This window comes from Paenibacillus sp. 276b (assembly GCF_900107875.1).
GTDB classification, from domain to species: Bacteria; Bacillota; Bacilli; order Paenibacillales; family Paenibacillaceae; genus Paenibacillus; species Paenibacillus marchantiae.
The window spans coordinates 1-22727 of record NZ_FNRR01000008.1 but is presented as its reverse complement, the minus strand read 5'-3'; the positions used below and the strand labels follow the sequence as shown (position 1 = coordinate 22727).

At 40.4% G+C, this 22727-nt stretch carries 18 protein-coding genes and 3 pseudogenes; 19 read left to right on the top strand and 2 right to left on the bottom strand.

Annotation, left to right across the window (positions count from 1 at the left end; translation table 11 throughout):
* The first annotated feature begins 95 nt into the window (after positions 1–95).
* From BLV50_RS27005 to BLV50_RS26920, 18 genes and pseudogenes are all read left to right on the top strand, one after another.
* Complete coding sequence (locus BLV50_RS27005) at positions 96–836, top strand: LytR/AlgR family response regulator transcription factor (protein WP_090810858.1); 741 nt, start codon at positions 96–98, stop codon at positions 834–836.
* A 23-nt stretch (positions 837–859) separates the two neighbouring features.
* Positions 860–2749: an ATP-binding protein gene (locus BLV50_RS27000; protein WP_090810856.1), complete on the top strand. Its 1890-nt coding sequence runs from the start codon at positions 860–862 to the stop codon at positions 2747–2749.
* A 352-nt stretch (positions 2750–3101) separates the two neighbouring features.
* On the top strand, positions 3102–3467 hold the full coding sequence (locus BLV50_RS26995; RefSeq protein WP_090810854.1) for a hypothetical protein: 366 nt from the start codon (positions 3102–3104) through the stop codon (positions 3465–3467).
* Positions 3468–3548: 81 nt separating this feature from the next.
* Positions 3549–4232, top strand: coding sequence for a sporulation initiation factor Spo0A C-terminal domain-containing protein (locus tag BLV50_RS26990; RefSeq protein WP_090810852.1), 684 nt, complete (start codon positions 3549–3551; stop codon positions 4230–4232).
* A 43-nt stretch (positions 4233–4275) separates the two neighbouring features.
* The gene (locus BLV50_RS26985; RefSeq protein WP_090810850.1) at positions 4276–4779 is read left to right on the top strand and encodes a hypothetical protein; all 504 of its coding nucleotides are present in this window, start codon (positions 4276–4278) and stop codon (positions 4777–4779) included.
* Positions 4780–5103: 324 nt separating this feature from the next.
* Positions 5104–5502 carry a hypothetical protein gene (locus tag BLV50_RS26980; RefSeq protein WP_090810848.1) on the top strand — a complete coding sequence of 133 codons (399 nt, stop codon included), beginning with the start codon at positions 5104–5106 and terminating at the stop codon, positions 5500–5502.
* A 385-nt stretch (positions 5503–5887) separates the two neighbouring features.
* On the top strand, positions 5888–6145 hold the full coding sequence (locus BLV50_RS26975) for a hypothetical protein (RefSeq protein ID WP_079696944.1): 258 nt from the start codon (positions 5888–5890) through the stop codon (positions 6143–6145).
* Between the two features lie 309 nt (positions 6146–6454).
* Positions 6455–6643: pseudogene (locus BLV50_RS33610) on the top strand (DUF2325 domain-containing protein); the annotation flags it as partial.
* A 427-nt stretch (positions 6644–7070) separates the two neighbouring features.
* Entirely contained in the window at positions 7071–7217 is a 147-nt protein-coding gene (locus BLV50_RS32940) for a hypothetical protein (protein WP_218135432.1), read from the top strand.
* A gap of 13 nt (positions 7218–7230) precedes the next feature.
* Positions 7231–7614, top strand: coding sequence for a hypothetical protein (locus tag BLV50_RS26960; protein ID WP_090810844.1), 384 nt, complete (start codon positions 7231–7233; stop codon positions 7612–7614).
* 63 nt (positions 7615–7677) lie between these two features.
* Positions 7678–8325, top strand: a complete 648-nt coding sequence (locus BLV50_RS26955) for a P-loop NTPase family protein (protein WP_090810842.1) — start codon at positions 7678–7680, stop codon at positions 8323–8325.
* 20 nt (positions 8326–8345) lie between these two features.
* Positions 8346–9269 (top strand): FtsH protease activity modulator HflK, encoded by a 924-nt coding sequence (gene hflK, locus BLV50_RS26950; protein ID WP_090810840.1) that lies wholly within the window; start codon positions 8346–8348, stop codon positions 9267–9269.
* Between the two features lie 196 nt (positions 9270–9465).
* On the top strand, positions 9466–10422 hold the full coding sequence (gene hflC / locus BLV50_RS26945; RefSeq protein WP_256338059.1) for a protease modulator HflC: 957 nt from the start codon (positions 9466–9468) through the stop codon (positions 10420–10422).
* Between the two features lie 127 nt (positions 10423–10549).
* Positions 10550–11071: a hypothetical protein gene (locus BLV50_RS26940; RefSeq protein WP_090810838.1), complete on the top strand. Its 522-nt coding sequence runs from the start codon at positions 10550–10552 to the stop codon at positions 11069–11071.
* A gap of 192 nt (positions 11072–11263) precedes the next feature.
* On the top strand, positions 11264–11635 hold the full coding sequence (locus BLV50_RS26935) for a hypothetical protein (protein ID WP_090810836.1): 372 nt from the start codon (positions 11264–11266) through the stop codon (positions 11633–11635).
* Positions 11632–11988, top strand: a complete 357-nt coding sequence (locus tag BLV50_RS32935; protein ID WP_090810834.1) for a hypothetical protein — start codon at positions 11632–11634, stop codon at positions 11986–11988. The genes BLV50_RS26935 and BLV50_RS32935 overlap by 4 nt, the downstream gene beginning before the upstream one ends.
* A gap of 157 nt (positions 11989–12145) precedes the next feature.
* Positions 12146–12481 (top strand): hypothetical protein, encoded by a 336-nt coding sequence (locus BLV50_RS33205; RefSeq protein WP_218135431.1) that lies wholly within the window; start codon positions 12146–12148, stop codon positions 12479–12481.
* A gap of 441 nt (positions 12482–12922) precedes the next feature.
* Positions 12923–16174, top strand: coding sequence for a polysaccharide lyase family 8 super-sandwich domain-containing protein (locus BLV50_RS26920; RefSeq protein ID WP_177031269.1), 3252 nt, complete (start codon positions 12923–12925; stop codon positions 16172–16174).
* A 559-nt stretch (positions 16175–16733) separates the two neighbouring features.
* On the opposite strand, the pseudogene BLV50_RS33840 reads toward BLV50_RS26920, so the two are convergent.
* A pseudogene (locus BLV50_RS33840) lies at positions 16734–16826 on the bottom strand (CBS domain-containing protein); the annotation flags it as partial.
* A 650-nt stretch (positions 16827–17476) separates the two neighbouring features.
* Between BLV50_RS33840 and BLV50_RS26910 the strand changes: the two are divergent.
* Positions 17477–21277 (top strand): DUF4073 domain-containing protein, encoded by a 3801-nt coding sequence (locus BLV50_RS26910; protein WP_090810828.1) that lies wholly within the window; start codon positions 17477–17479, stop codon positions 21275–21277.
* A gap of 382 nt (positions 21278–21659) precedes the next feature.
* Here the strand turns inward: BLV50_RS26910 and BLV50_RS32930 are convergent.
* Positions 21660–22727 (bottom strand): annotated as a pseudogene (locus BLV50_RS32930) (hypothetical protein); the annotation flags it as partial.

Here is a 22727-nt window from a genome sequence, read left to right as displayed (position 1 = left end):
ACGATAGTACGAATGGTGATAAACTATGTACATAAATTAGAATTCTATGTACATGAAATTAGAAAAACGTTCATGTTCAGATAAGGAGATGGATTATGACAGCAAAAATTAGAGTGTTGATAGCAGAAGACATTGAACAACAATCTAATATTTTGATACAACATTTAGAAGGGATCAAAAATGTGGAAGTAGTAGACGTAGTTAGAGACAGCCAAGGTTTGTTGAGTCGATCAGTAGAATTGCAAGGGGAGATCGATGCACTAATTCTAGATGTTGAGCTTGGAGAGGGCGGATCAGGTTTAGATACATATATTCGTCTTCCATATCGTGGAGTGGAGTTGCCAGCCATATTGGTCACAGGCGCTAATCCAGAGGCTCCTGTGACCTATGACGTGGGAGTGATTGACGTTGTAAGTAAGCCATACACGTTTGATCGTATGGTGAAAGCGATCACGAAATTGGAGCAGCATTTGAATTATAACCAATATATTCAGGATGGTGGGGTCATGGTACCAGTATACGATACTAAATCCATCATTCAACTCCCATTGTCTGAAGTGGTTTATATTCAAGCGGACAAAGGAAATAAGCGTAATTTTGTTAGGACTCGTGATAGCGAATTCGTTTCAATCATTACCTTGAAGGTGTACGATCCTTTCTTGCTTCCACATAACTTCTACCGATTAAATAGGCATACCATTATCAACTTAAAGTCAGTGAAGGATATAAATAAGGAGCATATTACGTTTAAGGGAAGTGATATTAAACTTGAAGTGCAGGAAGAAGAAACATTCAAAGATTTGCTTGCTGCTTGGACTCATGCCCAAACAGGATAAGTAGAATCGAATGTGAGGTCAATATGCTACCAAACCTTCAAACGCCACAAAGGTTAGATCGCCAGATTATTACCCCGATCGTGATTATTATCTTCGTCATTTGTATTTTAAATACGATTTCAATGATTACGTTTTTGAATAGATCCGTTGATGCCCACATGAAAGAGACTCTGGATTGGATAGCTAATGTAGGAGGTCTAGCGACCAATATTAGTGAGACTTCGAACAGGGACCTAGAAGATGAACTGGACAGTCAATTAGAGACGATCAGTAATAGTCTATTTAATGACTTTAATCGCAAGAACTTTGTTATGAATAATACTACCTTAACTGAATTAGCGTTTAACTATTCTTTAAACGGAATGTATATTATAAAAAATGACGGTGACAGACCGTTCCTTGCACATTCTGTTAACTTAAAGCGATGGCAGGACCTGATTTCAATTAATCCCGAATTAACTGATTCTGAATTCTACTCAAAAATACAAAATAAGGGACTGACAGATGGGCAATTTGTTAATAACGTTTGGATTAGTGCATATACGCAGCTTTCCGATGGAGAATACGTGAAGTCTAGTGTAGCTTACGATAAAAAGTTGAAAGTATACTTAATTAGTGTGGTGTCTGGGATAGAGTCTTACCAGGCCAATAACTCCACAAATTCAAATAAAATGATCGAAGACATTTTCGGGAGTAGCCAAAGTATTGAAGAAGCTGCCGTGATTGATATTCATGATTTTATAAATAGTCAGAACGAAAGTAATTCATCCAGTGAAGAAAATAAAAATAATCATACGACAGTCTATGGTAGATATACATTTGCAGAGAAATCGGATGAAGATTATCTAATAGCCTTGTTGAAATATAAAAAGAGTATTACGGTACCTTTTAAGGTTGGAGAAAATGAATGGACCAAAGCGTACCTTCCAATAAATGATGATCAAGCAGCAATCGTAATTTTCAATGATCATAGTAAAAAAGATCTGACCAAAATTGTTACTTGGCTGTCTTTAATTTCAAACTTGCTAGTGATTATTGCTGTTAGTTTTTATGTATATATTCTTATTCAAATGAGATTGAAACCTATAAAGCGGTTGGAAGACCATCTTTCCAATGTAGCAGAAGGAGATTTTACAGGACGTGTCTACATTAAAGAGGGCAACGAATTAGACTCTTTGGGTGAAATAATTGATGATATGACGATCCGGATGAAAACGATGATTGATAAACTTAATGAAGCTGCTGCAGAAGATGTCAGAAGCACGGTGCAAGTCTATCTGGAAAACTTTGAATCACTGATGATTTCCATTGATTCATCCAGGCATGATATGAGAAACCATGTTAATGTCTTACATGGTCTGATTCTAAACGAAAAATACGGTGAAGCTCGATCCTATATGGAAGAAATGTATAAGGAACTGAAGGAAATAGACCTTTTCATTCAGACAAAAAATCCTCAAGTAGGAACCTTAATAAGAACAAAGGCAAAAGTAGCCAAGACAAACAAGACTGATTTTGATGTAGATATTGATAATGATATGTTTGACTTAGTCAAGCAAACTGATTTGATTAAAATTTTGTCCAATCTAATTGATAATGCAATGGATGCAGTAGTGGCTCGCCCTGAAGGAAGTCGTCAGGTACACGTAGCGTTAACTAAGAAATATCAATTTTATTATGAGATTGTAGTAACCAACAATGGCCCCAAGATTGATGATGAAATCAAAGACAAAATTTTCGAACGCGGATTTTCAACGAAACTTCCTAAAAATTCATCACACCAAGTTGAACGGGGTTCTGGTTTGGCCATAATAAAAAATATTGTGAAAAATTACAATGGAGAATTTAGTTGTAGATCAACGGAAGACAAGACAGTTTTTTCTGTTATGTTAGATTTAAGAGAGAATGAGTAATATTAAATACGGAGTTCTAAGTGCCTATTTATTGTGGTAGGTTCTTTTTTTTGTCTATCTTTTTTTGGTATGCAGAAAAGTGGAAAGATAAAAATTTGGTAACACTGCATTCTATAAGGCTTTTTATATGTACAAATACCATATTATTTCTAGTTCCGTCTGGATAGAAGGGGTTTTATCCTGACGAATAGGTGTTTATCTGGACGGGAATATGTTTAATAGTGTACCCGAATTTGGTAAAATAGTCCTTGTGGCAAAGAGGTATTTCATGCGTTTTCGACTTTAATCATCATTCACAAGATTCTTTGGTACTATATATAAAGCCACATTGATCATGGGGGAGCGGGATATTATGACAGCATCATATGTACAAGATAAAGCGTTGGCGTTGGTCAACCAATATAAATCAGGTGACTTGTATAGCATTGCCACAGGTGAAGGAATTCAGATTATGCAAGATCCAATCGATTTGCCTAAGGGAGTTGTCCTGGGGATTGCAGCCGTATGTAAAGGCTACAGAAGTATTTATCTGCAAGAATGTTTGGATGAAACTGAGAAGTATATGGCAGTAGCACGGGCAATCGGAATACATATCCTTTTCTTATTAGATCTGCAGCCTGCATGTATAGCAGTAATGGAAAATGCCACGGATGAACAGCAAGAAGATATTATCAATTTTGCTGAAGCCTTATTGAAAGAATTACATGTACCGACCTGAAGACGTGCTCATTAGAGCACGTTTTTTCTATTTTATAAGAATACAAATAGCTCTAAATATAAATGTAGAGGAGTTTTTAACATGGAATTAGTCAAATATTTATTGGTATGGGTTGATGGGAATTGTTCAATGCAAAAATTTATTGTTCAGATGGAGGAACTCCAAGATATATCTATTCATGACCTGAGGACCTTAGTTTCCATACTTGCAAACAATGAGGAGCTCACAAAATTGTCAGATAGTCAGTTCCAGATCTTTAAGATTACACCTGAGGGTGATGTTCATTCTGTGGGATGTACATCCGCACCGGTTAAAAAAAGTGTGATGGCGATTGATCTCAAGGCAGATAAAGATCCACAGACCCAGCCCCCCTTTGAGAGTGAGTTAAGGAACATACTTCACGAGCTAGGTATAGCCAAACATCTTAAAGGATACCGGTACATAGTTGAAGCACTCCAGGAGATGAATAGAGATCCAAAGACTACTAAAAACTTCACCAATGTGTTGTACCCATTGATCGCTGAACAATTCAAAACCACCCCTAGCTGCGTAGAAAGAACGATTAGGCATGCCATCGAGGCAAGCTGGAGTAATATGAACCGAGCAACAACCGAGAAATACCAACTCTACTTTTCAAATATCGTGAAGAGACCGTCAAATCGCGAATTTATTGTTGCTATTTTTGACCACATTTCTTTCGAGATAGGACGATTGGAACAAACAAGCGTTAATATGAAAGTTATAGACGAACGGTATTCAGCATGATAAGTTTATGTAAATCACGAAATACATTTTAAGGAGATTTGCTATGGATGCTCTAACAAAGTTCGTTATCAGGAAAGGAATTCCCCTCGCAACTAACTTTTCATATCGGATTAAAGATAAAACAATAGAATATACTGTCACTGACATCTTGTTAAGGTACTCTAAAACCTCAACAAAAGAAGAGTATAAAAACTCCATTTCTCATTTGAAGAAAGCTACCAGAGAGTTAGCTCTTAGTTTCTTAAATGGTATTGGCCAAAGAAATGCCATTATAGAGGTTTATGGATATGAGAAGTATACACGGTTTGAATATACGACGATGACTTTAAGTTTAACTGAAGAACCAATTCTTTTTAGAGTCAAAAATCCAGAATTGTCCAATTGGGTTATGCAGAAAAAGGGAGATGCATGCTATTTGTATCGTCAAAACGAAGGGGTATCAAATCCGATGAATATACAACAGTTGTTTACGGAGCTATGTACAAAATTTGATCCAGATGATATTGAGATTGATTTCGTAGATAACGAAGATTATATAGATACTTAGAATAATTTAGAACTGGGGTGTAGGAATTGAACTATATTGAAAATTTGCTTGTTGTGTTCCTACTATTGCTTTACTATTTATTACAAATGTATCCTCACGAGACTCCAATTGCATTTAGCAGGTGGAGTCTTTTTATTTGATAATATTGTAAAAATTCGTAACTTGATATATCATTTACTTGAATAATATGACATTAAAAGTAAGAAGGTGGTTTTAATTACTTAATTTGATTATGGATGTTTTAGGGGAATTGAACTTCAGGGGAAGTGGCAAGGCACTGAAACGCATTTTTAAAACTAAATATTAATCACGGGAGGAATATCTATGAAAAAGAAATTATTCATGACTGTACTATCTATTTTAATGGTGTTTTCTTTTGCAATACCTGCCTTTGCTGAAGTATCTTCTAAAAATTTCAATTTAGCTCAAAATGGTTCAGCTGTAGACGTTTTGACATATTTAAATGTTGATCCAAAAGGATCAGTTGAATTTAGTATAAATAATATTACTGATTCAAGTTGGAATTTAAAGGTAACCCTATATAATGGTAATACCGGAAACTTTGTTACAAAGGTTTTGAATAAAGCGAACCCATCCGGTAAATTCTCTAATCTCGTAGGCTCAGATTCCTACATTATATCAGTAACGAATATTGATAATACTTCCCATAAAGGAACATTAAATTTTTCATGGACTGGTAAATGGGGAGGATTTGTTGAATAGGCAGTAGTATTATACAATCTGGTACTTTCTAAACAAAAAAAGTCCTTTTTGCCTTTCTTAAGGTAAGTAGGGCTCTTTTTGTGTAAATACTCAATTTGAATAACCCACAGTGTTAATTCAGAAGATTCTTCCTTAAGGTCAAGTTCGACCAGAAGCTAGTCCGATTAGCTACACAAAATTACCGCTGTAAACATCATATTGATGGATTCAAGGATAACATCATCGTATGCGGGTCTTATGATAGTCTAAAGATAAATGTGATTGATCCTTTTAAACTAATCATAGTTTGTTCATTCAAATAAATATGCTAAAGTAAATTGAAGTAGTAAAGTCTTCTTTACGATGATTAGCTAATTATACATAATATACACTTGGAGGATTTTTTATGAGCGAAGCTGCAGTCAGTTTGTTTGGAATTGATATACTGGATTGTGAAGATGTAGACTTAACAGAAGAAAGCATTCAATACAACAACGTCACATTTTACATCGAATCATTGAAACAGTATGAAGGTTGTACTATTGAAGTTAAGAGTGATTGGACCATGATAATCTGGGGTGAAGAGGGAACTGTCATTCATCAATTCTCCTTGATTGAAAATGATGAATTCAGACAAACCTTATATGATAAATATCCAAGATAGAGGTCTCCTCATCCTCATTAACAAAAGCTCAGAGCGCTGTTGTATTCGGCGCTCTGAGCTTTTTCTGTTTGTTTTGAATTATCCACCAGAGATCTTACCCTGAAAGTGAGTAATAGCACGATAGAGATCTGAAGCTTGTCATATTTAAAGACCAGGGTATGATTTGTCTATCAAATTTTTCTCGGAGGTTTTTACTTATGAAGCTGGCTATAATCGGTGGTACTCAAAAAGATACTTTTATGAAAATAGGAAAAAAATGGTTTAGTTGTAACACATCACGATGGCAAATGTAAAAAAGCACTAGAAAAAGAGTTTACTCCTATTATCCGAAACAGTGACGTAATCATCATTTTAAAAGGTGCATTACAACATGCCTCGATGTGGGCGGTAAGGGATCTTGCCAGAGAATATAATAAGGCACTTGGGTTTCATGATGGTAGGGGGGCGACTGGAGCCATTGAAAAAGCTATTCATCTAATTGGTAGCGTACAACATTAAATAATAATTATTTATTATTTATTTATCAGCTTCTTCACAAAATGTAAATCATGGTGTACAATTATGTAGTTCGTTGATTACATTATTGAATTACAAGAAATGAGGATCAGCATAGGAGATGGATGAGATTACTCTCAGTAGCGTTAATAATTGGATCAATGAGAAGAAGTTGATGTCGGTAAAGAAACGGACAACAGGAGATCTAGAAGGAATATGGTCATATGGGTTTATAGTTACTTTGATCGATCAGAACCTTTTGGTCTATGATTTAGATCGAAGATCTGTAATGAATGTAAATCTCATTGATTTTGATATTGCTCCATGCAGTCCAAGAGATTGGAAATATAAAAAGACTATCTTACCATACCATTAAATGAAAGGAGTGTACCTTTGACTCATGAGAATCGAGATCTTTCCATTGGTAACGATGAAACCACCTATTCATCCGAAGAAAGTCCCCAATTCTGAGCAAAGCGTGGATACAACCTTCGCCTCTTTGCTTGCACAGAGCATGGCAGGGACAGTAGTTGATATGAGTGAACGTAAACAAATCTCTAGAAAACGGAACATGTAATGGAGGGACCACTGTGAGTGAATTTTCAATTCTGAAGAAAGTATTTCATGTTATTAACACCACGGCTATAGCGAATAGAAATGAATTCAAGAGTTTAGAATTTCATCGAAGAGAAATTGCTGAATCAATGAAGCAATTACTATCGGATATTAAAGCTAAGCAAATCAATTTTGAATTGTCTACTCGTAGTGAATTAGAGAATTTGGGGTTTACTTTTAGGAGAGCAGATAATGGTGCATCCATGATGTTGATACCTTTATACATATTGTCCGTTATTCCGGAAGGCACTGAAATAATTAATTTCAATGGTTCAAAACGTTATATCGGTATTGATCACTTAGATGATGACCATAGAGGCGGTTACCTTTCTTACGGTATTGAGCTGAAAGATACATAAATAAAATTGTTCATCTCATCAGCGGATCAGATACACCCATTTTGATACAAAGCGAGGATAAATATGAATAACCAATCAAATATTATGACTCAGCTTGTTGCAGCGGGAAATATAACTGCTTCAATCAACGATTTTCTGTGTAAAGCGGTAGACGAGAAACAAAGTATATTAATTATCGGTCCACGCAATGTTGAAGGGAAGATGGAACTGTTGTATTCCTTAGCGGAATATAACGCAAATACAAGTTTAAAGTCAGTCGTTATTGAGGACCATAGACCGGCTCCGTTCAACCCAGGTTCACTTAATGTCGTTTACACTGCAACTAACAGCGAGATGAAGAAATCTTTAATGGAAACAGCTCTATCAATTCGATCTTCCTACCTTTTTGTTTCTGAACTCAGAGGAAGAGAGATCGCACCCTATTTTGATGTAATATCTGAAGGGCTTAAAGGTACCATGAGCACATTTGTCGCAAAAAGTCCTGAGAACGCTATCCATAAGTTAAGCAGGCTCTTGTCGAACAAATCAGTAGAACTAAATTATGCAGAAAGTAAATTTCTGGAACGGTATGTTTCTGCGAAAATTGATCTCATCGTTACAGTAGAGTGCAAAGATGAGGATGACCTCAAATCTTGGGAAGTAACAGAAGTGATTAACGTAAGCTTGGATCAATCTGGAGAAATTTCTTATCAAAGTGCAATGCAATTTTAAAAAGAATAGGTGGGACACATATGTCAACAAAACAAAAAATATCATGGGTACCTATAGCCATTATCGGTACTTTGGTTCTTATTTTGGGTTTTAACTCGACTTATACAGTACAGGAGAAGGAAGTAGCACTGGTAACAACCTTCGGGAAGGTAACTGATGAGAACACTCAGGGATTGCACTTCAAATGGCCTTGGCCGGTTCAAAAAGTTGAAAAAGTAGATGCCAATAAAACACATCGTATTGAGATTGGCTTCAGGCAAGATGGTGACAAAGTAAGTACTGTTGGCAACGAAGCATTAATGATTACTGGTGATGAAAATATTGTTTGGGCAGATGCAATTGTGGAATACAATATTTCGAATGTCAGAAATTATCTTTATAACACTGACAGTCCTGAAAATTTCTTAGGTAATGCAACAGTTGCCTCTATTAGAACTGTAATCGGTAGTAAGAACCTGGACTACGTCATAACTGAAGGAAAGACTGAGATCCAGGCGGAGGTTAAAGATCTGTTGATAGCTTCTAACGATTTGTACAACACCGGTATACATATCTTAGATGTGAAATTTCAAGACATTGAACCTCCGGAGGGAGAAGTATCTAAGGCTTTCATGGCTGTAACGGACGCCAGAGAAGAGAAGATTACCAAGATCAATGCTGCAGAGAAACATCGAAACCAAGTTATTCCGAAGGCACGGGCTGCCGCTAACGCAGCTGAAGAAGAAGCTCTGAGCCAGAAGACAGAACGGATAAATGATGCCAAGGGTGAGGTACAAGAGTTCAATGCCATTTATAGCGAATATGTAAAGAATCCAGGCATTACTAAGAAAAGGTTGATTCTCGAAACGATTGAGAAAGTATATCCGAAATCTAAAATATTCATTGTCGATAGTAAAGGCAATACTGTAAATTACCTAACTCTTAATGATCTCATGAAAAAATAAGGGTTTCGAATTCTTGATTGAATAGTAAAATTACAATTTCCAACTATAAGGGAGCTATGTAACTATGAAAGTATTCATATGAATATTCATAATCCATATGCTGGTCAACATCCTGTAGAGCTTGGAAATGAGGTAACCGATAATCAACCTTAAAAGCTAATAACAAACACATTCTTAAATAAATGAGGTATCCAAAATGGAAGATTTCCTGAGTGAACTGGGGAATATCAAAATTCCCAAGATGTACAAGTATTTATTAATAGCTTTAGTTTTACTGTGTATGGTTTATCTCTTATTTACTTTTAAAGTAAAAGAGAACGAATATGCTGTTATAACCCGATTTGGCGAGATAATTAGTGTAAAAGATAATGCTGGATTAAATGTTAAAATCCCATTACTGGATAAGGTTTCTTACCTACCTAAAGAACAAAAATTGTACACGAGTAAATCAACCTCTATTCTGACCAAGGATAAGAAACCAATGATGGTTGATAACTATACGGTTTGGCGTATTACTGATGTAACTAGGTTTGTAAAAAGCGTTCAGAATGTTAAATCCGCTGAAGAACGAATTGATGCAGCTGTATACAATACCGTTCGACGAAAATTGTCAGAGTCTGAGTATGGTGAAATTATTAATGCTAATGAAAAATTCACGGATACCGAAAAGAAGAGTTTCTCTAAAAATGAAAAAGGGAGTGCTCGTACCGATTTGAACGTAAGTATAACAAATGAAGTACGACGTTTAATGGAGAAGGATTATGGTGTAGCAATTGTCGACATTAAAATCAAATCAACTGATCTGCCCGAAGAGAACAAGAACAGCGTGTTTAAAAGAATGATATCAGAACGGGATTCAATAGCCGCAAATTATTTGTCTGAAGGAGATGAAGAAGCTCGTAATAAAACTTCTCAGGCTGATCGGCAAGCTAGAGTTATTGAGTCTAATGGTAACTTGGCTGCTAAAGAGATCATTGCGGATGGAGAGGAGCAAGCCGCAAAAATTTATAACCAAGCATATAGCAAAGATCCTGCTTTCTATGAGTTGTATCGGACGTTACAGTCTTATACAACATCTCTCCAAGGTGAACCTGTAATTATGATTCCTTCTGATTCGCCTTATGCCAGGATTCTAACTGGTGAGCTTGAGTAAAGGAAACTTTAATGAGAGGGGCTTAGCGGCTCCTCATTTTTTTTGAAACCATTTGTCTCAAGTTCAACAAGCGAAAAATACAGATTATGATGTGGAGTCATTTTGACTCACAAGGAGGTACTCAGTTGTGACCAAAGAAGAGTTAATTACCAATTTTCCAGAACGAGACATGTTTATGGAGTCCCTTTTTATTTTTGGGATTGCTATTGTTATGCTGATAATTTCATCCATTGTTTTTGCTGCAATCATTGACGGGGGGGTTACTTTGGGAATGGGAGGAGGACTAATAATCTGTATTTTAGCACTTATGGTCTCCGCAAACTATTACGATGGTGAGTGGAAGCAAAAAGTAGCACCCTGGGAAGTGGATTATCACAAATATGTCGACACTCTTCCAAAAGAGAAATGGCAGATATCAGAAGTACACGGTGAGGAAGGGAAATACACGGTGGTACTCAAAACAGACAACCTTGTTCGAAAGGTTATAACAGATAATGTTGTGTTTGATGCAACTAACAATATAGGTACATTAGAGGCTAAATATGTTCAATTTAGAGAAGAAGGAATGAGTCAATACAACAAATACCATGATGTAACACTTCATTTACCTAAGGATATCATTCTATACTCTGACGATCGTCACAAGTAACTAAAATGGAGAGACTATTATGAGTAAACATCTAGAATGTCGCTATTGTGACACCGGGTTCCATGCGAAGCTAGGTGATGATTTGGTATGGTACAAGTTGTGGAGCTGAATGGAATCCGATATTAGTCGAAGATGAGAATTATGAGGACGAAGATTTAGGTTAATTGATCTCACGTACATAGGAGGTATATCATGCATCAGTCCGTTCAATATAAAGGGTTATCTGGTTTTCTTGCACCAGACGGAGTGTTTTATGAGTGTGCTTATATGAAGCATAATGATCTGGCCTCAACACTTGTAAAGCAGTACGAAGTGAACCTGTTCGATGGAGATTCTAATAATGTTCCTAACTTTATTAAGTTCGGATGCGTTCCCTGGGTTGATAAACAAGGTAATTCAGGATGCCATGCATATGGACATGACGAGCCCACTGAGCAACAGGTGATGTGGCTATTCACTAACCTTGATCGTATAACTGAGGTACAGCGTCGTTGGATTCTCAGGGACTTAAACTTAAGGGGAATTGATTTTTCACGCTATGAAATAGGGGAGGAAGAAACGTGATAAAAGTAAATAAGATGACTGATCAACTACTTAACCAGGCTTTGGCTCAGTTGACCGATTACGAGAACTTGGAGAAATACGATGAACCTTGCTATTCATACGAACCAGCAGCTTCGATGGAGATTCAAGAAAGGGCAATCAAAATAAATCCTGACTTGTATGTGAGATCACTAGGAGAAATTGTGAGCGGTTGGGCGGCTGAAAAGTACAAGTGGAGTACAGTAGCGAATTTGTTAACGGCAACTCCCCGGCAGAGAGCTGAAGCTGCATATATTACATTTTTTCAAAGAAACAGTCCAACATATGACTCTAGACGAGATTGCAGGACAACTTTGTCTAATCAACATAAATAGAAAATACCCGGTTCCAGGAGACACCGTTGATGCAATCAATGAAGTTGAATTTCCGTTTCTTAAAAGGGTGCTACTATATAGCATTGAGAAGTTACTTTTTGGTACTTATGCCAAATTAAGTTATGAAGTTCAACTGTATAAAATACCATTTGAACGTGTGTTATTAGCTGATCAGGAAGGAACTAATCTAAAGATTGAGGAAGCGATTATAGATTTCATTGAAACAGTAAAGGAACTGCCACGAGATGAGCTAATCTACCGGTTGTACCTGGTGACTGTTACATTCAATAATTTGAAGATTCCTTGGCAAAGGTATGACCCTAACAATCCCCCTGCGAACGGTGAATACCTGGTTAGCAACGGGAAAGAAGTTGATGCCGCGATTATGACTCGAATTTATGATATGACTTGGTCTATAAGAGACAACAGTCCTATAGATGGGGCCGTGTCTGTAACTCATTTTGCTGTAATCAATCTGCCGGAAGGAGAATAAATAGATGACTCAAATAATTCAGATTAGTAGAGAGCAAGCTGAGAAGTTGGGACAAGAGAGTACCTGAAGAGCTGTCCATTATTGTATTTTCGGACATCCCAGTTGGCGAGTCTGCTGCCCGATCCGCTGACTACGGCGCAAGACAAACGACAGAGAGAATAAGATATGAGTGAAAAAATATTGGAAATTTTGGTGGAATATATTCAGAAATTACTCCACTCATCATATACTAAGTTTGTCTTACGATCACTGTAATCGAACAGTGCCAGAGCCTACTGACAAGGAGCGTGCGGCAAAGAGTATTGAACCTTCGCATCAATCACCTTTCATGTGGGAAAACAGCATACAGGAGGTGTCCGATAGTAGAATCATCCAGGCTTCGAAAGATAATATAGAGACGACTTTTTGACCATTTGAATTGTCATAATGAGGAGGAATAGGATGCGTGACAGAACGTTCTATCCAGAATCAAAAGCGATTCCATTCTCGAATAAACTTGTCGTACGTTTGATGGCTACGCTGCTTGCCTTTTCTGTAATGCTACCTCTAATGTCGAGTGCGGAAGCAGCCTTGGACATGACGGAATATGATGTGTTACGAGCGAAGTGGCACACCTACCTGACTGGAGGAGATGCCTATGATCCGCTTGATCTGGACATTGCGGCCAACCTTGCAGCGAAGAGTCGTTCGGTCAGCAATCCCGATTCAACCGGTTTCTGGAATACGATGAACAAGCAGCCAGGACGCACATACCTCTGGAACGACCTTCAAAGCACCACCACTTCGGACCAAGTTTCCACTCATTTTTCTCGCCTGAAGCAGATGGCCCTCGTTTATGCGACGCGTGGATCTGCCTTATACCTTAACGAACAATTAAAACAAGATATCATTAGTGCGTTGGATTGGGCGTATACGAACCGATACAACGAGAACAAGACAGAAACAGGCAACTGGTGGGATTGGGAAATTGGAACGCCTCAGCTTGTGAATGATACCCTTGTGTTGATGTACGATCATTTAACTCAAAGTCAGATTGATCAATATATGAGAGCCATTGACCGCTTTATTCCGAATCCAAGCAAACGGACGATCAATAGTGTAACCGAGACGGGAGCCAATCTCCTCGACAAGTCCTTCGTTGTAGCTTTGCGAGGGATAATCGGACAGTCAAGCGCCAAGATTACGCAAGGCCGAGATGCAATGGGACCTGCATTTTTATATGTTAGAACAGGGGATGGCTTCTATGAGGATGGATCTTTCATCCAGCATACCAACATCGCTTATACAGGCGGCTACGGAGCTGTTCTCATTGGGCGAATTGCGGATATGTTCTATGTGCTGAAGGATTCCTCCTGGAACATTACGGACCAGAACGCTATGAATGTGTTACGTTGGGTGCGAGAAGGCTTTGAGCCTTTGATATATAAAGGGGCGATCATGGATAATTTGCGTGGCCGCGGTATATCGCGTCAGGATACGAACGACCATACGTCAGGACGCGGCATTGTGCTTGCTATCTTGCGCTTGTCCGAAGGTGCGCCAGCTGCAGAGGCGCTGCATATTAAACGGATGGTGAAAGAATGGCTTTTCACGGATACGACATTCGCGAATTATTTTACCGGAGCAGGCATGTTTGAGATGATATTGGGCAAGAACCTCATGAATGATGCTTCCATCACACCGCGTGGAGACCTAACCGGACATTATGCTTTCCCTAGCATGGACCGGGTCGCCCATTATGGAGACTCGTTTGGATTCGGTATCAGTATGTTCTCTCCGCGCATCTCGTCCTTTGAATACGGCAACGGGGAAAATATTAAGGGTTGGCATACAGGCGTCGGTATGACCACGCTTTATAACAACGATCTTGAGCAGTTTGGAGGTAACTACTGGGCAACAGCAGATATGCACCGTTTGCCTGGAACAACGACGGATGGCTCGGGAAGCGGCACGCCGGTTGCCTGGAAGAGCTATATGAACCCGATGAGCTGGGTTGGCGGCTCCACAATTGATCAGAATTATGGTTCTGTCGGCATGCAATTCTCGAATATTCAGAATACAGGCAGCACTCTGCAAGGGAAGAAGTCCTGGTTCCTGTTTGGCAATCGCATCACAGCACTTGGCACAGGTATCAAGAGCACGGACAATCTTCAGGTGGAGACGATTGTAGAGAACCGCAGACTTAATGAAGCAGGAGACAATGTGCTTACAGTGAATGGCGCTGTGAAGCCTGCAAGCTCGGGCTGGTCTCAGAAGCTTGATGGTGTGAACTGGGCGCACCTTGCTGGAGCTGTGCCGGGTGCTGACATCGGGTACTACTTCCCGAATGCGCCTAGCCTTAACATGAAGCGTGAAGCTCGCTCAGGAAGCTGGCAGCAGGTGAATACCGGCGGGTCGTCTACTTCCTTTACCGATAAATACTTGAGCCTTGCCTTCGATCATGGAAAGTCACCTACTGACGGTTCCTATGCTTATGTTTTGCTTCCCAATCAAAGCGCAGCTTCGACTGCCAGCTATGCAGCCAATCCTTCCGTACAGGTTCTCGCTCAGAATGATGACGTGCATGCGGTATACGACACAGAGCATTCAGTGCTAGGAGCGAACTTCTGGAAGGATGAGCAGAAATCTGTTTCGATGAATGGTGCTCCTATATTGTCAAGCGATAAGAAGGCTTCGGTTACCTTGACGGAAAGCAATGGGGAGCTTCACATCGGCGTATCAGACCCAACGAAGCTGAACAATGGCGAGATTAATCTCGAGATTCGTAAGCCTGCTGTCAGTGTGCTGGCCTTGGATCCGTCCATTATAGTAACGCAGGTTGCACCAACGATTAAGCTGACGGTAAGAACAAGCGCCACTTATGGTTTCCCTCAGACGGTAAAACTGTCCATGGAGAATCCGACCATCCCAGCAACACCGGTTCTTACTCAAACCGAGCCTTCCGGATCTAATATTGTGTTGTCATGGACCCACAGCCCAGGGGCCTCCGGTTATCGAGTAAGCTACGGTAAGGCATCAGGCAGCTACACTGAGACGATCGAGGCTCCAGCCGTCTCTCAGGAGAATGAGGTGACGGTGACAGGACTTACGCCTGGTCAAATTTATTACTTCACCGTGAAGGCTTATAACGCCGCGGGAGAAAGTCCGTCGTCGAATGAACTCTCGGCAACGCCTATGCTCGCAGCGGTGCTAAACCCGACCTTTGATGCCTATGTCCGCGACGGCACTTATGCGACCCAGAACTTCGGCTCCCAAACGAGCCTCGTGGTCAAAAATGACGGATTGGGCTATGCACGCCAATCTTATCTCAAGTTCGACCTGTCCCAACTTTCGGACCCAGTCCAAAGTGCCAAGCTAAGGCTAACCTCGGTTGGAACGGGGACAACCGGCATCAATCAGCAGGTGCTGCTCGTTGAAAGCGATACGTGGGCAGAGTCTGACTTAACGTGGAATAATAGGCCCGCAGGTAGTACAGTGCTAGGAACCTTTGTCGCACCTGCATCGGGTTTCTCGGTTAAAGTGGACCTTACGAGCGAGGTCATTGCATCCTTGACAGGTAACAAGCAGTTGTCTTTGGTTGTCATATCGCCTGTAAATGCAGGCTCCAAGGGAGATGTCAGCTATGCTTCGAAGGAGCACGCGACGACAGCCAGCAGACCAGCGCTTGAAGTCCAGTTCCAAGCATCACCATAAGCAGGAGATAAAGTAGCAAATGATCAGTGCCCAGTAACATACTGAGCAGAAATGCGGGCTGTGGAGATTCTTTACAAGATAATAAAAAGTAAACGCCTCAAGTTGTACTCCCAATAAACTCGACTGTGTCTTAAAGGCACGGTCGAGTTTATTTTTTTCTACATATAAAAAATAGCTCAAAGCTGTAATTAGTCCTTGAAGAAGTGACCGAAGGTTAGAAATGGAAAAACCTCTCTGTTCCTCCTGTAATGTTGGGAGTCTCTCCGAATAACAAAACAGAAAGGGCTGTGCATAGCGCCCGTATGAGCAATGTATTATACAATCATTTTTGAGCGGGAGAGAAATAAGATCAGACTTAAGGGAACTATGCATCATCGTTAAATAAAATTTGAACAATGAGGAGTTTGCAAATTGCGTGGAAACTATGGAGGGAGACAGAAGCAGTTCTGTTCACCCTTCCTGCCCTTATTCCATTACTCATTTTTTGGCTGGAGGATATCTGCACGATCCCCAAAAAGCAAAATTGACGAGCGGTAGGCTCCATATATTTAATTAAAACTTAGTCAGAGATGTTACGCGTATAATACTTAATAATATCCTTGCGACGGATAATACCGAGGAAGACACGGTCTACATCCACCACAGGCACAAAACCGTAATTAGTGGTTGACGAAGTAGAAAAGCGAGTAGAACGAGGATGAAAATGGCAAAACATCTGTATATCCTGTATTGTTGTAAGTCCTACCCAACTGCAAGGATCTAACTTTCTTTTATGGAAGATATCCAGGATTTCAAGAGTTACTTATTAAACATTAGCTCAGAACGCGAAATATTCGTCGTTCTGAGTTTTTTTATGGTATGGGTTTTATTACTCACTGTTATGCATGCAGATACTGCAGGTTTCGTTCTGTAAAGTCTGAGATATACCTCATTTGTTTGCTGCGCTAATGAATGATGCGATGCCGCGTGTGAGACTTAACCCATAAAGGATCAGGATCATCTATTTACCCATAAGTATGTCAGAAAATGCTTAGAATTATGGTGTTTCCGTGATTTTTAAATGTATTTGGAAGCATAAGTTTGCCATGAGTCGAAATTGGAAGCATAAAGTTGCCGTGAGTCCCCTGACTGATGTTAAGTCCACAATACATTGTGTATCCTACAGTTTCAAAAAAGACAAAATTCTACAATCAAAGTGATAAATTTGGAAAATATATATTGTTATAAACTAAGTTACATATTATGATTATTAGGTCTAAAGTTTTATAGATAGGGAATAAGACTCATAAAACAGGAGGAATTATGGCTAATTCGAGGAAACTAGGAGTCACCGCTATTGCAACAATAGCGCTTACGCTGAGCACAGCGATGCATTCAAATGTCTCATATGCTTCAGACGCAACGTTAAAAGATCTAGAACAGGCTTCACCATGGGCACAAGCACTCATTCAAGAAGCACATCAAAAACTGCTCGTGAATGGGGATCGAGAAGGATACTTCCATCCATTACAGCAAGTCACTCGTCAAGAAGCTGCGGTAGCTCTTGCTAATGTTATGGGTCTTGAATTAAGTGACACTGTAGCATCATCGTATTCTGATGTCCCTAGTAATTCATGGAGTGTTAGTGCAATAGAGGCTGTTAAGAAGGTCGGATGGATGCAAGGGAGCCAAGGGACGTTCCGTCCTAAAAATGTTATCACTCGAGAAGAGTTGGCTACGATCTTGAGTCGGGCTACACAAGTAGAAACAAGCGAAGACCTATCAGCTCTAAAAGATAACCAAAAGATATCGAGTTGGGCTAAAGATGCGGTGTCTTCCATGATTTCTTCTGGAATCATGACGGGGAGCAATGGGAGCTTCCATCCTCAGATGCCAGTCATTCGACAAGAACTAGCTGCTATTCTGTTAAGAGTGGACGAGATGCAGAGCAATATGAATCTTCAAACCATTGAGAAAATAGAAAATGGTAGTGTCACGATTGGTAACACTTCTTACCGTGTTTCAGATCCTTTAAAATCCTTCTTCTCAGAGAATAATGTTGCTGCATTAACAAAGGCGGGCATTCGTGTTGAAACAGCAGACGGTCAAATTACCAAGATTTTAGCCCTTGAAATTGTAGCATCAGGACAAGCTGCTGCCGTGGGTAAGGAAGAGTTTTCAGGGAATACAGTACTAGATGCAGGTAATGCAGTTGTAGAGGGTAAGGTAAAGGTTGCTGCTGACTACATAACCATTAAGAACATCACCATTAAGGGTGATTTCGAAATAGGTAAAGAACTGAATAATGATTTCTACGCAGATAATATTACAGTTCAAGGTACAACTTATGTTAAAGGTGGAGACGATAATACGGTCGTATTTGATCAATCGTCACTCCAAGGGATGAACATCTCAAAAGAAGAGGTTCGCGTAGAAGCCATCAATAAAACGGTTGTTCAGGACGTTAACATTGAGTCGAAGCTTTCTGGTTTATGGGGCGATCCTTCTATCACTTATGAGCGTGTAACGATAGGAGAAGGTGTTCAAAATGCTTCATTGTATGCACACGTTCGTAATTTAGAAATCAATACGGGCAATGAAGAAACATCTATTTCAGGTAATGGCCAACTTGAGTCTGTAACGATTAATGGGTCTGGGACAGTGGCGCTACAAGGTACAGGAATGATAGGATCCGTGACCATCAAAGATACAACAAGTAAGATTTCTTTCCCGCCTAACGTAACTATTCAACATATCGTGCTACCAGCAGGAGTTTCTCCAGAACAAGTGATTTTGAACTTTGATAGAGTTAAAACTCAGATTGCTACGATAAACGGATCATCGAATCCGAGTTACACTGCTCCAACTGGAGGAGGTAGTACAGCACCTACTAGTGGAAGTAACACCGGAAACACCGGTGGCGGTAGTGTAACCCCTACAAACCCTGGTACAGGTACTACACCAACGACTCCAAGCCCGAATCCTGGTACATCGATCGGGAATCCGTTTACTGTGAAAACCTATAAGAATCGAATGGAAACCACTGCGGATGCCATGTTAACCTCCACGAAATCAGGACAAGTCTATTATATGGCTGTCAAATTGGATGATAATTTGCGCCCTACATTAGAACAAATTAAAAGTGGAACTCTTCCTGGTGATTTCTCTTATGCACATGGTGAGGTTTCAGTAACAGCTAATGAGCTTAAGACATTCACAATCGAAGGATTAGACAAATCAAAGGGATATGGTCTCTGGGTTGTATTTAAAAATGCTAGTGAAGAATCGCCATACCCAATCTATTTAAATTCGATTAGCAATTATCGTACAAATGATGTGACAGTTCTACCGTATGACACGACAAACCTAAGTCAAATTAGTATTCAGTTCAATGGTGTGCTTACGCCTCCAGCTACGACTACGACAGATCCTGCAGCCATATTTAAAGATGGCCACCTTCGTAACTATGGTTATGGTTTCATTGAAATTGATAAACTCGAATGGGACTTAACGATACCAGATATGGCAATTATGACGATACACTTTGATCCAGTAACTTTGGGTGATGGTACATCGTATCGACTGGATTGGCAGTTTGTGAAAAATGCATTATCTATCAAGTACACAAGTCCTTCAGGTAGTCCGACTTCCGTTTCTTTTGGGGGTCATGGAAGTTACTCTGGACCGGAAGTCGTTAATCTTATTACGAAGCAGCTAGCTATTGAAACCGGCAATACCGTTGATCCTACTAAAGGTGAAGCGGTCATGCATATCCTCGATGCGTATCCGTCTCCGCTAAAACAAGAGCTGGGGTTAATCGAATTTAACGGCTTACAATATCAGAAAGCATTGGCACTACAAGCAGGACAGTATACGACATTCAATGATGTTCAACAAATTCTCAGTACAGTAAATCAAGAGTATCCAGCTCCGTCTAACACGGAAGCTAGTGCAATCCGGAACTTCAACAGTTCACAAAATGCTGCACAAATCGAATACTACCTGATAAGATCTGCAGATGCGTTAACTATTGATATAGATCGTTACAACGATCTACATCAAGTTGCTCGCTCAAAGATTGCTCAGACGGTTTTAAATAATCGGAATTTACTTCCAGAATCTAAGTTTACAAGTATTGAAGAAATTCGATCTGCCTATGAGTTGGCATATAACCAATCTTCAACGGTTCCGATTTCCGTTTCGTTTGTCGATACGGATACATCGGCCGGACGTATTGGAGGAGAAATTGTTTGGATACCTGGAGCAGAGAATAGTTCTGTTGTTGGTTTTGAACTATTGTGGGGCAATGGGGGACAACCAGTATCGTCCTTAACTACAGTTGATAAAAATGATGGGAATCGGTATACCTTGCTACAAGGAACGGTGATCCCTGCAGGTGTCTCCCAATTGCTTGTACGAGCTTTGCTACAGGATGGGTCTGAAACAGCAACAATTGGTATAACGATCAAAGATACGTTGCCTTTAGCTCCTGCCGCACCATCTATAACGAATGACGATGCAAGAAATATATTGATTGGTGCAGATTCGTCCATGGAGTTTACCATTGATAACGGGGTAAATTGGATTTCTTATGATGAAGACAACCCTCCAGTCTTTCCTGGTGATGTTTATGTTAAAGTTCGGGTCAAAGCCGATCCAGTTAATCAGGTACCACCTGGGGAAACGAAGTTTGTCAGCTTTGTTGATAATGTATACATGTATATTGGCATAAACGATGCTGGAAACACATTCGATACAGGTAATATATCATCTGCAATGGAGTATTCATCGAACGATGGAGAAACGTGGACTACGTATGATGAAGAGAATCCACCGCAATTCCCAGGAGATCTAACAATCCTTCTTCGGGAAAAGGCGAGTGATATTCTTCCAGCAGGTCCAGCCAAAAGTTTTACATTCACATCTCAAGTTTCTGTTCTAACGGGTAACAATGCGCTATTAACTTCACTACCTACGCTGGAATACTCGCTGGATGGTGGAGTAGTGTGGATTGCATTAAATGTAGATAAAGCAGTTCAAATACAACCTGGTGATGTTGTCCAGGTAAGGGAAGCAGCTCGTGGTTCATTCCCAGCGGGAGCACCAACAGAGTATCAATACTAAATAGAATTAGTCGAGCTGGGCGTAGCAGGTATAATTGAAAACAACCCCAGTCATATTTAGTCGATTGGGGTTGTTTTTTATAATAGTATTGTTGCAATATACTAGATATACGACTAGGATTTTTCCTGTGTTCGATTTAATTTACCTTCATTACGTTAACGGGAAACGATAGCTCAATGCTACAAAGAAAGCAGCGGATCAACTCGATCTGCTGCTTTTGTTCAACTAACGGGTAGTTTTTAATCATTTCCATACGTTCAGGAGGGGGCCGTGTGAAATAGCAATGTCCTAATCACTTCGTTGGACAGACAGAGTGGACAGACAGTGTAAAAATGGCCACCGCCCGGGAACGGCCATTCTTCATATACATTTCCGCATTGACTTACTTGACCGGCCCCATCCAGGTTGAAATAGTCTTCTGCTGGTGCGGCAACGGCGGTTTCAACTTCCCGTTATCGATCAAATGCTTCAAAATATAAGCGACCAGTCGGCCTCCGCCGGTGTTGCCTCTCACCATGTAAGCAAGCTGCGGCTCCAAATGCTTTGGCTGATTTTGCAGGAACAGGTTGAGCATTTTGTCGTAGAGCTTGCCGACAGCAGGCGCATACAGAGCGGACAAATCCGGCATTGCCTTGTTCAACCGATCCAACGTTTGCGGAGAGTCGATCCAAACCGCATTGAACTTGTATCCCTCCTCCGTCTTGCGGATGTACCCCTTCTCCAGCAGGAACGAATATTGCTCGGTGTTCTCTTCGTTGTCGGGCAGTTCCCCTTGTTGGAACGCATGACAAATCTCGACATTTCGGTATTCCAGGAAACGCCAATCCATCTGGCGGTCGCTCCAGTACGTATTGAATTGCCACAAGTATAAGGGAGTGTCTTCGACGTAGCGGAGCGATGGACCGAAGGTGACGTAACTACTCAAATCAAAACCCGGATCGGCATTGTGGCTCCGGTTTAACGCCGCATAGGCAATATACTGACCTCCGTCCTTTCGCATTGGTGCGACCGCATCGAAGTTTTCGCCCGCCGGCATGCTCCGCCAAGATTGCTCCTCGACGTTCTTGGGCAGCAAGGTCCAGAGCAGGAAGTTATAGTCGTCGTCCGGAACGTACACTCCGCTATCCTCGACTTGCCGGCGAACTTCCATTAACGCGTCAAAATGAACATCGGCCACTTCGGCGGCGCAATCTTGCCAAAATTGATGACCGGCTACGGCCAACTCGAAGAGGTCCCAGACGATGGTATTGCTTTGATATTTGCCGGGAGAGGTTTGGATGAGAAAATTGTAATCGGCCAGGTGCCGGACTTCGCCTTCCAGCAAAGACGGCGGCATTCCAAGCTCCTCCGCGATTTGATGTACGGTACGCGCCTTGTGATAAGCCGCGTAAACGATATTTTGCGCCAAGGCGCGTCCAAGAAAATCGTTGGTTTCGCCCAGTCTGCCGGC

Excerpts from the sequence above, each read along its gene's own strand:
- BLV50_RS27005 (WP_090810858.1), top strand. The coding sequence starts at position 96 with ATGACAGCAAAAATTAGAGTGTTGATAGCAGAAGACATTGAACAACAA.
- BLV50_RS27000 (WP_090810856.1), top strand. The coding sequence starts at position 860 with ATGCTACCAAACCTTCAAACGCCACAAAGGTTAGATCGCCAGATTATT.
- BLV50_RS26995 (WP_090810854.1), top strand. The coding sequence starts at position 3,102 with ATGACAGCATCATATGTACAAGATAAAGCGTTGGCGTTGGTCAACCAA.
- BLV50_RS26990 (WP_090810852.1), top strand. The coding sequence starts at position 3,549 with ATGGAATTAGTCAAATATTTATTGGTATGGGTTGATGGGAATTGTTCA.
- BLV50_RS26985 (WP_090810850.1), top strand. The coding sequence starts at position 4,276 with ATGGATGCTCTAACAAAGTTCGTTATCAGGAAAGGAATTCCCCTCGCA.
- BLV50_RS26980 (WP_090810848.1), top strand. The coding sequence starts at position 5,104 with ATGAAAAAGAAATTATTCATGACTGTACTATCTATTTTAATGGTGTTT.
- BLV50_RS26975 (WP_079696944.1), top strand. The coding sequence starts at position 5,888 with ATGAGCGAAGCTGCAGTCAGTTTGTTTGGAATTGATATACTGGATTGT.
- BLV50_RS32940 (WP_218135432.1), top strand. The coding sequence starts at position 7,071 with ATGAAACCACCTATTCATCCGAAGAAAGTCCCCAATTCTGAGCAAAGC.
- BLV50_RS26955 (WP_090810842.1), top strand. The coding sequence starts at position 7,678 with ATGAATAACCAATCAAATATTATGACTCAGCTTGTTGCAGCGGGAAAT.
- hflK (WP_090810840.1), top strand. The coding sequence starts at position 8,346 with ATGTCAACAAAACAAAAAATATCATGGGTACCTATAGCCATTATCGGT.
- hflC (WP_256338059.1), top strand. The coding sequence starts at position 9,466 with ATGGAAGATTTCCTGAGTGAACTGGGGAATATCAAAATTCCCAAGATG.
- BLV50_RS26935 (WP_090810836.1), top strand. The coding sequence starts at position 11,264 with ATGCATCAGTCCGTTCAATATAAAGGGTTATCTGGTTTTCTTGCACCA.
- BLV50_RS26920 (WP_177031269.1), top strand. The coding sequence starts at position 12,923 with ATGCGTGACAGAACGTTCTATCCAGAATCAAAAGCGATTCCATTCTCG.
- BLV50_RS26910 (WP_090810828.1), top strand. The coding sequence starts at position 17,477 with ATGGCTAATTCGAGGAAACTAGGAGTCACCGCTATTGCAACAATAGCG.